Here is a 12,270-nt window from a genome sequence, read left to right on the forward strand (position 1 = left end):
ATCATTTGATCACATGACAAGATGCGCATCTACCTTAATTTGATGATTTTTATCTAAATCATCAGGGGATTCCTCAGCACTCTGCTTGCATCACCACAATTTCAAGCCGTACCCGCTCAATACACCGGATGGATTTATCAACGTGCCATCAGCACCGCCATCAAAGCCGATGATCTGGCCCAAGCCGAGCAATGGCAGCAACAGTTGGCCCGCTATGATCCGTCAGCGCCGCTAACACAAGCCACAGCGGCGATGATCGCTAGTGCGCACAAAGGAGCCTAACCATGTTGTGCTTCAATAATATTGATAAAAACTATGCCGTCGGCAAACAGCAAGTGGCGGTACTACAAGGTGTTTCCGGCGAGCTGGCGGCGGGTGAAATGGTGGCACTGTGCGGCCCATCGGGCTCGGGCAAAAGCACCCTGCTACAGATTTTGGGGGCATTAGATTTACGTTATCAGGGCGAGATAGCATTTGCCGGTCAGCCATTTCCTCGTACTGCGCACACAGCCACCTTACTCAGACGACAACAGCTTGGCTTTATTTTTCAACGTTTTAACTTAGTCCCCGTATTAACCGCGGAAGAAAATGTGATGCTACCGTTGCAGCTGCGCGGTTGGTCAACGCAACAACAGCTGCAGGCTGCTCGCGCTATGTTGAGCCAAGTTGGCCTAGCCGCACAGTTGCAGCAAAAACCCGCCGCGCTATCTGGCGGGCAACAGCAACGAGTTGCGATTGCACGCGCCATGGTTAGTCGCCCAGCACTGGTCATTGCCGATGAACCCACCGCCAGTTTAGACAGTGCATCGGCACAACAAGTGATCAATCTCATGCGCGAGCTGTGCCATCAATCTGGCAGCGCGGTATTGGTTGCCACTCACGATCCGCGGATGGCGGCCAGTTGTGATCGCACCATCACGTTACACGATGGCCGCATTCTGATGGAGGCCGCAGCATGAAACGGCTCATTCCCCATTCGCTGCGCTTAGCATGGCGCAATATCTGGCGTAACCAACGTCGTAGCTTGCTGTCGCTGTTGGTGATCGCGATTGCCATCTTCGCCATCACAGCCATTGCGGGATTTGGTTTATCCACCTATGAATCGCTAGAGCAAGCGGCGATCCGCACCAATGGTGAGTTGCTGTTGAGTCGTCCCGGCTATTTAAAGGAGCAGGAAGAAACACCGCTGGCGGATGGTTTAACCGATAGCCAGCAATTAACGGCGCAACTGCTTAGCCGCGATGAGGTCAAACAAGTGGAACCCAAGGTGTTGTTCTCTGGTTTGATTTCTAACGGCCAGAAATCGGCAATTTACCTTGGGCAAGGTGTTACGCCTCGTTTGTTTGATTTGCAGGGGCCGATGCTAACCGTCAGCCAAGGCCACGCATTGTTGCCAAGCAGTTCGCCACGATTTAATGCAGATGAGCCCCAGATCATGCTTGCCACCGATTTAGCGCAATCGTTGAAACTCAATATTGGTGATTGGGTGACACTGATGAGCACCACCAGCAGCGGTGCACTCAATGCACTGGATGTGAAAGTGTGCGGCATTTTCAGCACCGGCGTGCCAGAGCTCGATAAACGCCAACTGTTTGTCTCCCTTGATACTGCGCAATCTTTGCTACAAAGTCAGCGGGTCAGCACCCTATCGGTGTATCTGCAACGCAGCCAATACACAAGTGCGATGAGTCAATGGGTTAACCAACAACTCAGCATCGCCCAGCAACCACTGGAAGTCACGCCTTGGTACGAGAGCGCGTTTTTCTACCAAAAAGTTCGCTCACTGTATGACCGCATCTTTGGCGTGATCCTTGCCATGGTGGTGTTTGCCGCACTGTTTAACACCCTCACCATGTCGGTGACCGAACGCACAACCGAGATTGGCACCCTTGCCGCCATGGGCGCGTGGCCCCGTGAAATCATCGGCGGCTTTATCCGTGAAGCGGGCTTGCTATCGCTACTCGGCGCATTACTGGGCGGCGTTGCTACCGCATTGCTGTGCTTGAGTTTGTTACAGCTCAACATTCAGATGCCGCCACCGCCGGGGCGCACCCAAGGCTATCCGCTAACCATTCTATTTTCTATTGATGTCTGGCTTGGCAGCAGTCTGCTGGTACTGCTGGTGTGCGTATTCGCGGCGTGGCTAGCGGCACGCAATGGCGTCAACAAACCTATTACTGAGGCACTGACTTATGTGTAACCGTCACTTTTTCATCAAACTATGCCGAAATTTTGTGTCCATGTTGGGATTGCTGTGCAGTATTCAGGCAACCGCTAGCGACGAACAACTGGAGGCTAGCGCGATGCTGCGAGCCGCCGATAGTTACCGTCTTGGTAGTGATCAAGCGCGAGTAGTGACCGAAGTGAACGAGTATCAGCAGCAAACCTTGCTTAACCAACGTCGTTACCACGTTTACATCAGTGGCAAGAACTCGTTGGTGATGTTTAAATCAGCGGCAGAATTAGGGCAAAAGATGCTGATGCTCGATCAGCAATACTGGTTGATAATGCCACGCAGTAGCCGCCCGATTCGTATCACGCCGATGCAAAAACTGCTCGGCCAAGCCTCCATTGGCGACATAGCCACACTCACTTGGCACCGTGATTATGACATCACAGCTATCAGCGCCACTGAGTTAATGATTGATGGCAAACCATACGCCTGTCAGCAGTTAACGCTTAATGCCAAAGCTGACAGCAACAGCTACCAGCGCATTACGTTGTGGATTAGCCAGCAGGACAATTTCCCGCTGCAAGCGGCGTTTTATCTCACCTCTGGCAAGCTGGCAAAAATGGCGCAGTTTACTGCTGGCGAACTGAACGGCGAGCGCCGCGTGGTCACCATGCGTTTACACGATAAACTGCAACCGCAAAAAATGACCGAAGTGCACTATCTGGACGTAAGCCAGCAAGCCTTGCCAGCGAGCTACTTTAACCCAGCGTTTCTGACGCGGACCACACTGGAACAACTATGACGCGCTCACGGTTAACGCCTTGTTGGGTGGCGCTGTGCTACGTCAGCGCTTTGGGTGCCAACGGCGCGACCGCAGCCGACTGGCAATGGGATTGGCAAAGTGGTATGACCAGCAATAAAGCCCAGACCAGTCGCTTTTTTGGCGATGCTGACAGCAGCAATCAATGGCAGTCGTTGCTGTCGTTGCAATTGACCGAGGGCAACTTACGCAGCACCGCCAATCTACAATATAACCGGTCACTAGATGGGGGCGGCGGCATTCAGCATGGCTCGCTGAGTTCACTTTATTGGCAACAAAGCCTTAATGAACAGGCTAATTGGGAAGTGACCCTTGGCAAAGTACAGCTCGATTGGGGGGTTGGTTATGGCTATCGACCACTGGATATTTTCAGCGACTATCAACGCCATCCGGTAGGTATTCAAGTCGAGCAAGGGGCGCAACTGGCCATGCTGACCCATTTCACGGCGAATGGTACGTGGCAGTGGTTAGTGAGCCGCTCACATTACTCATCAATTACACCAGCACAAACTCAGCAAGGATTAGGCATGCGCCGCTATTGGTTTGATGGTGTTAACGAATGGCAAGCATTGCTGTATTGGGATCAGCAGCGACATTGGCTAGCAGGGGCATCACTGGTTACCGTTATCGGCGATAGTCTTGAGTTGCATGGTTCTCTGCTGTATCAGCAACAGTATGTTTCACCCCAATTGCCCGCAGTCAACGAGTCCACAGCCCCCGTTACACTGCAAAGGCAGCAACACAGTTGGCAAACGTTATTCGGCTTTACTTGGGCGAACCGAGCAGGCATACAAATCATTGGTGAATATTGGTTTGATAGCCGCAGTTGGTCAAAACATGATTGGCAGCAAGCACAAACACTGGCGCAATTAGCGCTTGATCAAGCAGCGCTTAACAGTGCCATGCCAATTGATACCCGCCGCAATCCGGCGCGCTACGGCTACGGTTATCGTCACGCCAATATCATGCAACATACTATGCTGTTGCATTGGGCGGCTAACTCACGCTTTTGGCAACAAATTAATGACTCACTTGCCTCCTTCAGCACCAGCATTGACCTACTATTTGGCCCTGCGGACGGCAGCGTGGTACTCACGCCGAGGATGCGGTATCAACTCCGTGATAACAGCAGCAGTTTAGCCTTATCACTATCATGGCGATATTATGGTGGTCGCTCAGATGCCGCTTTTGCTAATCTGGGCCAACAGAGCGTAACTTGGCTTGGACTTACAGGACGTTTTTAATGGCACATTTGCTTGGCCAGTTGCAGTATAATTTACTGATACGCATAATGATCATTGTATTAGCGTGCAGCTTAATCGCCATTTTTACTTATTCCATCTGGCATGGTGAATTGGTTATCCATTTATTGATTAGCCTTGGTTATGGTTTAGCAGCCATAATGTCGTCGGCGTTGTTATCACGACTACTACCAAGTTTTCATCATGTTGGACGGTCCCTTCTGAGCATAGTATTAACCTTACTGCTAGGTGGCATGAATGCAGCTTACTGGGCGCTTGACGGTTGGGAACTGCAACATTTGCCTAAGCTGTTTCCCAGCTTATTACTGGCTCTCATCATCACGGGTGTCCTCACCTTCGGCTTTTACTTTTTTGAGCAGAAGTTTCGTGTCCAACAAGCATTGGAAGTTGCTAAAAGACAGCAAGCCGAACAACAACAAGCACTGCTACTGGCAGAGCTGAAACAACTACAAAGCCAAATTGAACCGCACTTTTTGTTTAATACGCTGGCAAATATTAACGCGCTTATCAGTCTGGAACCTTCCAAAGCCCAACAACTGTTATCACGGCTCACCTCTCTGCTAAGGCATAATCTGCACGCCAGTCGACGTACTCTCGCAACGTTGGGGGAGGAACTGGCATTGCTAGAAGATTATCTCGCTATCCAGCAGATGCGTTTAGGCGAACGACTACACTACCAGATTGAAGTTAGCGATGAATGTCGTCAATTACCTTGGGTGCCAATGCTGCTGCAACCGCTGGTTGAGAATGCCGTCGTACATGGTATAGAACCTCGCAGTGATGGCGGAGAAATAACCATTAAGGCGGAGTTAACCGAAAACACACTACGACTGGTTATCAACGATAACGGTGGCGGCTTTAGCGCACATAACAGCAGCGTGGGCCACGGCCTAGCGCTTGCCAACATTCACCAAAGACTCAATCAGCTATTTTCAAAGCAGGCCACGTTACAGTTACAGCAGCGCCAACCTTGCGGAGTGAGTGCCTGTATCAGTGTGCCACTCGCACAATTACAACAACTGACGGAAGGAAATGACTAGCGATGGCTTCCCATCACAGTGCCATGATTGCCGATGACGAACCGGTGCTGCGGTTCCATCTCAAACAGATGTTAGCTGAGCTATGGCCCGCGTTGACCATTAGCGCTATGGCTGAAAATGGTGAGCAGGCATTGGCGCAGATCTCCGAATGCCAGCCCGATATCATTTTTTTAGATATTCGTATGCCATGTAGTGATGGCTTAACGGTGGCAAAACACCTCAGCCAAGCCGCTACCCCACCACTGATTGTGTTCGTTACTGCCTATGATGAATATGCGGTTAATGCCTTCGAAAACAACGCAGTTGATTATCTATTAAAGCCCGTAAGTGAGGAGCGCCTCGCGCACTGCTGTCAACGCTTACAACAACGATTAACTAAGCCAGCTAATTCCGACTACCAGCAACTATTGCAACAATTGACGGCCCAGTTGTTGCCACCTTCCCAGAAGTACAGCAAGTGGCTCAAAGCCAGTAAAGGTGAGGATATTCATCTTGTAGCTACCGAACATATTCTCTATATTCGCGCCGAAGATAAGTATCTGACCTTAGTTGTGAATGATGGAGGCAAAGAACAAAGCTATCTGCTGCGACAATCACTACGGCAATTATTGGAACAACTCGACCCAGAACAATTCTGGCAGATCCATCGTGCCGTGATCGTCAATTTAGCGCAGGTCAGTAAAATACGGCGTACGCTCACAGGCATGGAAGCGATCGTCGCGGGGCATGCCTTGCCTATTAGCCGCATGATGCAGGCCAAATTCAAAGGTTAAGTTGGTTAACCTGAGCTTATGATTCTGGTACAGTACCCAGCTTGCTTAGTTGACTAAGCGGCACTGGCTGCGCCTCGTTCATCACGCGTTTAATTTGAACAAAAATCAAACATAAAAGGTCAACAGCCCCTCGCGTTTATTGCTGATTGTTAAGGAAAACTAATGAGCCCAACCCTATTAGTCGTGATCATCGTTTGTGTGGTAATTGCAGCGATTATTCTGATCCACAACGCCATTATCGGGCGCTTCAATGCAGTGCAACGGGCGTGGAGTGATGTGATTGCGCAAGAGCGGCAAAAGAATAAAATTCTGCCTGCCTTGGAAGATGTGGCGGCCAAATACGCCAGCCATGAAAAACAGTTATTAGAGAAAGTCACCGAGTTACGTCAAAGCCTAACTGAGTTATCGGCCGACAACATCGATGTCAAAACCTTGAGTAAAGCCGAAGGCCATATGGGGGCGCTGCTGAAAGGACTAACGCTGACGGTGGAAGCCTATCCAGATCTCAAAGCATCAGAAACTTATATGAAGTTGATGCGTGAAATCACTGAGCAGCAAGACAACATCGGTGCCGCCATTCGTATCTTTAACCGCAATGTTGAGCAGTTTAATAACGGGATTGAGATTTTCCCTAATTCCATCATCAACAGCATGTTTACCCGTAAGCATACCTTACAAGTGTTTGATGACAGCGAAGCCGCTGCTGGGTTTGAATACAAACCCAATTTCTAAGCCAACCACTAAGGTGCCAGCGGCAATGTTGGCACCCTCACACGCTAGACAGGGAAGCTATGCGGCACGCTTAGCCGCCAACCAGATGCCATGACAGAACCAAGTATTACTGGAATAAAACGGTTGTTCTGCAATCCACAGAATGCCCAAGTCAACCTGCTGCTTAATAGCATGAAGCAAGATTTACAGCAGGTAAAAGATGAACAAGCACTCTACCGACTCATGCGCCCTGCATTGAGTTTTAAAGGGAAAATCGGCTACAACAATACACTGCAGTGGTGGTTAGTGGCGCTTGGCGCGCTAATGTTATTACTGTTTTACGGCATCGACCAAGGGATGCCCACGGTTGAATTACTGCCAGCATGGGCCGCCGAACCAGTATGGCATCTGTTGCGATTTATTTATGACCTGCCTTTCGGCCCATGGTCATCAGGTGCCCTACTTATCGCCATCGGCTTATTGGTAATTATCAAGCGCCGCAGTCGCCTCAAAGGCTTAACCCAAGCTATCTGGCAGAAAAACCTCTTGCTCGATAATCAGCTTACTCAAGTGAACACTAATCCTGACGCACAAGCTGATAGCTACAAAGCGCGCTTTCACGAGTTTCATCGCGGTAACCACCGCCAGAGCATTGATTATCTATGTCGTGGTCACTACCCAGGCGAGCAGCATCAATTTGATTTTGAAGCATTCGATTTCCACTATGTGGATAAACACACCACCACAACCACCGACAGTAAAGGCCGTAGCAGCACCCGCACCACCTATACCCACTATCATCGCTACGGCGTGATTTTACCGTTTGGCTATGTCAAAGATCTCAGCGTGTTGGGTTATAGCAGCAGTGGGCATCGCGGCACTAAATGGCAGCCGGCATCGTTGGATTTTCGGCGTGCTTACACTGCTCGTGCAACATCAGAAATGACCGCGGCGCGCTTCTTTAAACCAGCGGTTGTGGAAATTCTGCTGCACCTAAAAGACCAGTTGCGTCAGGTTAACCTTGAATTTAACAGCGCAGGCGATTTATGTATCACCATTGCTGATAACGATCTACTCAGCACCCCTTGTCCAGTGGCATTAGATGAACCACAGCAGCTGTTGAAAGTGCTCAAAGAGGAAACGCGACTGGAAAAGTTGGACGCTTTACTCCATACCGCACACCAACTGATGGTGTACAACGACAACAATTTCTAGCGTCAGAACATAGCCCAAACGAACGCGCAGGCAATGTCAGCAGAGCTTAGCTAGTACCGCAAGATAATTAAGGCCATGCCCTGCGACATGGTCTTTCTATTCCGCCGGCCCCCCCGCAAAACGTTTGGCCGTTATCCCCTCGCGATGCCAAGACGCTTGTTCATCGCAAAAGATTTGCGCTTGTACCGCAATGCTTGGCGGGCTATTTAAGAACGAGGCAAATTAACGCGATGGCGGATAAGTCCGGCGTGTCTATTCCGCAGCTATGCATCGTTACACTCTGCAGTTGGGATTACTGCCACTGCCTAAAACCGCTAATCTAGCCCATATACAAAACAATGCAGATGTCGACTTCACCATCTCTAATGCCAATATGACCATACTCAGCGGTCTCGAACGCATTAAAGATTATGGTAATGCCAGCGGCTACCCGGTTTATCAGCAAGACTCACCTGTTCAAGTGCTAGCGCAGCTGCTCGCTCAACCCTGCGTAGACACTTATCATTAGACCTCACCCATGGATAACATTGGCGAGGCCGAATACTTTCTGGAACCGTTAATCTTAGGTGTATGATTTTTTTTCACATTAAACGCGTTATGCACGAGGCAGCGCCACTGACGCTTAATCAACTAAGTAAGCTGGATGCAAAAGCGCGCATTAAATGTCCCTAAAGTAGCGACAGAGCGGAATCGATTCAACGATAGGTGCTATTTGTGGAGATAACTACACCGCATTTCACCTGCTTTGCCTAAATTCCGCGCGGCTTGCTGCAACATCCCTTAAAGTTACACTGCCCGTTTAGAACGAAGCACTCACCCCTAACGAATAACGCGGGCCAGTACGTTCATACAGCAAAACCTCGTTGTCGTAACGCCCTACTTTCTGCGTTTTTTCATCGGTCACGTTAATCCCTTCGACATACATCTGAATCGAATCGGTGATGTCGTAGCTGACGCGAACATCAATCTGATCATAATCTTGCACATAGGTCGGTTCACCGCCAAATCCCCGTGCGTTTTGCAAGAAACGATCTCGACGGTTCCATGCTACCCGCGCTTGAAAACCGTCTTTGTCATAAAAGCCGATGATGTTGTAAGTATTACCTAACCCCACCAAGGCGAAAGTTTGCGTCGTATCTTCAACATTCAACTCTGCATTACTATCGACAATAGTAGCGTTGCCAGTGATACCAAAGCCACTCCAGAAACCCGGCAAGCTATCAAAGACATACTGCGCACCAAATTCATAGCCATCTACCGCAGCCTTTTCCATGTTATCAACTAAGCTGACTTCAAAAATCGGGTCCCCATCAAACAGGTTTTCAGAGTCTGTGATTGAAAATGGACGGTTCTCAACGGTACTGACGAGGAAATTTTTGACATCTTTACGGAAATAACCCGCGGTAACGTAACTGCTTTCATTGAAGTACCATTCAAGCGACACATCGATGTTTTCTGAAATAAATGGCTTCAAATCTGGATTGCCGCTGGACGCAGATAAGTTACCAGGGCGGGTCGAACCAATGGTCGTGCGCGGTGACAGATTGCCAAGTGGTGGACGGGTCAGCGTTTTCGATAAGGCGACCCTTGCGATCAGATCATCGGTCAGGTTTAAGCGAAAATCGGTGGTAGGCAAAAAGTAGTTGTACTTGTTGGTCTGTTCCACATTGGCTTCGCCGTCAAATATCGGCGTGTAAAGGTCAGCCGCAGCACGCACTAAGTCGATCATCACCTGCGAAACGCCTTTTGCGGTAGTCTCGGTATGCACATAGCGGGCACCGACGTTCCAGTTCCACGCCATACTGCCCCAATAACCACCAAAACCTAAATTCAGATAACCGGAGATAATCTCCTCTTCCACCTTGGAGGAGTTAGGTTGCACGGCAATGCCAAAGCCGTTAGTACTTGCCAGCAATGCTGCCATGGTGCCCGGAGGTGCATTGTTCGCCGCATCCGCGGCCGCCATCGCCTCATCGGATTCTAAATACGCAATGGCATCATCAATATTAAAGGTGAGCCAACGACTCGGTAAGCCGCTGATCCCACCAAGATAATCAGAACCAATGCCCGTTTCAGAGAACAACGAATCCGGCACATCCACGGCAAAACCACAATAAGCACAAGTCACTTTCGGATCAGTCACGCGGATGGTTACCGCCTGTTTCTGTTTGGAATACTGCACACCGAAGGCGATTTCATTCAAATTGCCGAAATATGGCGTCCAACGCGCATCAATGCGCTGTTGCAGGATCTCGTCGCTAAAATCTTGTCCGCCCCCAAACGGGCCACCGCCTGAGCCAAGCATATTAAAGTGCGCCCGCGCTAGACTTGGATCAACCAAGGCCGCTTGGCTATCGCCGTAAAGCGTCGGCAAGCCCTGTGCATCATAATCGATGGAGTTAAAGTTTTGCTGAGCGATACCAATCCCCATCACGCTGACATTCGTGCCTTCGGCCCCGCCCGACTCGGCTTTTGACCACGAAGTATCAAATGCGAGATTGAAATTTTCATTGATCCACCAATCAGCATTAAACCCCACAGAGTACAACTCCGAAGGACGGCTTAACGTCGCGCGCGTCGCGTCCAAATTACGGTTTTCGGTGACAGAGGTAGCAACGCCATTTTCATCAAAGCTGGCGTCTGAAATGAGTGATGGCGTGAAAAATAGCCCTACGTTAGTGGTATCAGCATCAACATCGAATTTGCTATACATGCCATCTAGGGTAAATTCCAAATTACTCATTGGTGCGTATTGCAGAGTGGTATTCAGCGTAGTGCGTTTACGGTCTTCATTTACGGGGCTGATATTCAGGTTTTGCGGAAAAAAGAATTGATCATCAGCGCTATAACCTTGCGCAGCTAAGTCGGCTGAAATATTGGTCATATCATCACGATTTAATACCATATAGCCGTCAGTGAGTATTCGTTCTATTTCATTTTTACGGCGCTGATGTGAAATAGAAAATAGCACCCCAAAAGTATCATCCGCAAAGGTGTCACTCACCATACCAAATAACTGCGGCGTCACTTCACCAGAAAGATCTTCATATACCCCTTTCACCGAGGTAACCGCTTTAAAACCATCGTAACTGAGTGGTCTCGGCGTATGCATGACTATCGTCGATCCAATACCACCTTCGTCAATATTGGCGGGTTGTGATTTATAAACATCAACGCTAGAGACTAATTCTGCAGGCAATACATCAAAATTAAATGAACGAGCCCCCGTATCAGATGCGACGCGCCGACCATTGAGTAATACGGTATTAAATTCGGGGCCAAAGCCACGCACAGTAATAGACTGCCCTTCGCCACCGCTACGATCGATAGCGACACCGGAGATACGCTGTAGTGATTCAGCAAGGTTGCTATCAGGAAACTGACCGATATCCTCGGCCGATATAGAATCAACAATCTGCAGTGACTCGCGTTTCATCGAAATAGAACGCTGCAAACTGCCTTTAATTCCAATAACTTGAATAACCTCTATATCATTATCGGTTTCGTCGGCCGCATAGCTAAGAGAACTGCTGATAGCGAATGACAAGGCGGACAAATAAAACAATCCATTACACACTTTTTGTCGATGATATTTACTCATAAATATGCATTCCTTGTGCTTGAGGCACCCCTAAAATTGTCAACACTGCCGAAGCAGCGAACAGCCTTGACTAAATAAAGATGAGTTTTGTATTACAAATAAGTAAATAGAAATGACGATATTCTGTCAACGACATGAAATACTCATGTGAAAAACTAGCGTAGGAATGAATAGGTTACTTTAGTGAAAACTGAAAAATAATTACAGAATAGTAATTCAAAAACACCAATTACCGATACCATCATAATATGGAAAGCAAGTTATTCAGGACAAAACCCTGTTTAAATGTCCAGAATGAATGAGTAAAAACAGAAATTAAAATACCAATTCATGTTATTTCAGTAATATTTTTTATTAGACCAATGGATAGACATTAGTTTTAGAGTTTTTAGGTAAAAAACCGCCGCAATATCGTGTTTAATAAATATATAAATCGGAAGATCAGATTAAGGAAGGGGCGAATAATCCGTGCGTGCTCTGCGTGGGCTTACAGGGTAAAATCGTGAACATTTATTGAACAAAAACTATTTGGGATGTAATCAGTTTTCGTTTTGAAATTATACGGTTTGTGCTGTTCAAAATGATACGAAGACCAGTTAATCATCAATCTAATGAAATAGTGAACACTCATACTCTAACCCCGAGTGGTTGCGGACTATTCGACGACAACAAAAA

At 48.5% G+C, this 12,270-nt stretch carries 10 protein-coding genes; 9 read left to right on the forward strand and 1 reads right to left on the reverse strand.

Annotated elements, in window-relative coordinates; translation table 11 throughout:
* Nucleotides 1–284 precede the first annotated feature (284 nt).
* The 9 genes from ACN0TT_RS09400 (at nucleotide 285) to ACN0TT_RS09440 (ending at nucleotide 8,502) form a co-directional block, all read left to right on the forward strand.
* The gene (locus ACN0TT_RS09400; RefSeq protein ID WP_417761893.1) at nucleotides 285–959 is read left to right on the forward strand and encodes an ABC transporter ATP-binding protein; all 675 of its coding nucleotides are present in this window, start codon (nucleotides 285–287) and stop codon (nucleotides 957–959) included.
* The gene (locus ACN0TT_RS09405) at nucleotides 956–2,200 is read left to right on the forward strand and encodes an ABC transporter permease (RefSeq protein ID WP_417761894.1); all 1,245 of its coding nucleotides are present in this window, start codon (nucleotides 956–958) and stop codon (nucleotides 2,198–2,200) included. Before ACN0TT_RS09400 ends, ACN0TT_RS09405 begins: the two co-directional genes overlap by 4 nt.
* A gap of 40 nt (nucleotides 2,201–2,240) precedes the next feature.
* Nucleotides 2,241–2,975 carry an outer membrane lipoprotein-sorting protein gene (locus ACN0TT_RS09410; RefSeq protein ID WP_417761895.1) on the forward strand — a complete coding sequence of 245 codons (735 nt, stop codon included), beginning with the start codon at nucleotides 2,241–2,243 and terminating at the stop codon, nucleotides 2,973–2,975.
* Nucleotides 2,972–4,237, forward strand: coding sequence for a hypothetical protein (locus tag ACN0TT_RS09415; protein ID WP_417761896.1), 1,266 nt, complete (start codon nucleotides 2,972–2,974; stop codon nucleotides 4,235–4,237). Before ACN0TT_RS09410 ends, ACN0TT_RS09415 begins: the two co-directional genes overlap by 4 nt.
* 251 nt (nucleotides 4,238–4,488) lie before the next feature.
* On the forward strand, nucleotides 4,489–5,295 hold the full coding sequence (locus tag ACN0TT_RS09420) for a sensor histidine kinase (protein WP_417761897.1): 807 nt from the start codon (nucleotides 4,489–4,491) through the stop codon (nucleotides 5,293–5,295).
* Nucleotides 5,296–5,297: 2 nt separating this feature from the next.
* Nucleotides 5,298–6,068, forward strand: coding sequence for a LytR/AlgR family response regulator transcription factor (locus ACN0TT_RS09425; protein WP_417761898.1), 771 nt, complete (start codon nucleotides 5,298–5,300; stop codon nucleotides 6,066–6,068).
* A 162-nt stretch (nucleotides 6,069–6,230) separates the two neighbouring features.
* Nucleotides 6,231–6,800 (forward strand): LemA family protein, encoded by a 570-nt coding sequence (locus ACN0TT_RS09430; protein WP_417761899.1) that lies wholly within the window; start codon nucleotides 6,231–6,233, stop codon nucleotides 6,798–6,800.
* Between the two features lie 90 nt (nucleotides 6,801–6,890).
* Nucleotides 6,891–7,994 carry a hypothetical protein gene (locus tag ACN0TT_RS09435; protein WP_417761900.1) on the forward strand — a complete coding sequence of 368 codons (1,104 nt, stop codon included), beginning with the start codon at nucleotides 6,891–6,893 and terminating at the stop codon, nucleotides 7,992–7,994.
* 265 nt (nucleotides 7,995–8,259) lie between these two features.
* Nucleotides 8,260–8,502, forward strand: a complete 243-nt coding sequence (locus ACN0TT_RS09440; RefSeq protein WP_417761901.1) for a hypothetical protein — start codon at nucleotides 8,260–8,262, stop codon at nucleotides 8,500–8,502.
* A 291-nt stretch (nucleotides 8,503–8,793) separates the two neighbouring features.
* Here ACN0TT_RS09440 and ACN0TT_RS09445 read toward each other — a convergent pair whose 3' ends face one another.
* A complete protein-coding gene (locus ACN0TT_RS09445) occupies nucleotides 8,794–11,595 on the reverse strand; it encodes a TonB-dependent receptor (protein WP_417761902.1) in 2,802 nt (933 codons plus the stop codon).
* Between the last annotated feature and the right edge of the window lie 675 nt (nucleotides 11,596–12,270).

This window comes from Shewanella sp. (assembly GCF_048265805.1).
GTDB lineage: Bacteria > Pseudomonadota > Gammaproteobacteria > Enterobacterales > Shewanellaceae > Shewanella.

Bases quoted from the DNA above. Each gene is read 5' to 3' on its own strand.
- ACN0TT_RS09445 (WP_417761902.1), bottom strand. From the start codon at position 11,595: ATGAGTAAATATCATCGACAAAAAGTGTGTAATGGATTGTTTTATTTG.
- ACN0TT_RS09440 (WP_417761901.1), top strand. From the start codon at position 8,260: ATGCATCGTTACACTCTGCAGTTGGGATTACTGCCACTGCCTAAAACC.
- ACN0TT_RS09430 (WP_417761899.1), top strand. From the start codon at position 6,231: ATGAGCCCAACCCTATTAGTCGTGATCATCGTTTGTGTGGTAATTGCA.
- ACN0TT_RS09420 (WP_417761897.1), top strand. From the start codon at position 4,489: ATGAATGCAGCTTACTGGGCGCTTGACGGTTGGGAACTGCAACATTTG.
- ACN0TT_RS09415 (WP_417761896.1), top strand. From the start codon at position 2,972: ATGACGCGCTCACGGTTAACGCCTTGTTGGGTGGCGCTGTGCTACGTC.
- ACN0TT_RS09410 (WP_417761895.1), top strand. From the start codon at position 2,241: ATGTTGGGATTGCTGTGCAGTATTCAGGCAACCGCTAGCGACGAACAA.
- ACN0TT_RS09400 (WP_417761893.1), top strand. From the start codon at position 285: ATGTTGTGCTTCAATAATATTGATAAAAACTATGCCGTCGGCAAACAG.
- ACN0TT_RS09435 (WP_417761900.1), top strand. From the start codon at position 6,891: ATGACAGAACCAAGTATTACTGGAATAAAACGGTTGTTCTGCAATCCA.
- ACN0TT_RS09405 (WP_417761894.1), top strand. From the start codon at position 956: ATGAAACGGCTCATTCCCCATTCGCTGCGCTTAGCATGGCGCAATATC.
- ACN0TT_RS09425 (WP_417761898.1), top strand. From the start codon at position 5,298: ATGGCTTCCCATCACAGTGCCATGATTGCCGATGACGAACCGGTGCTG.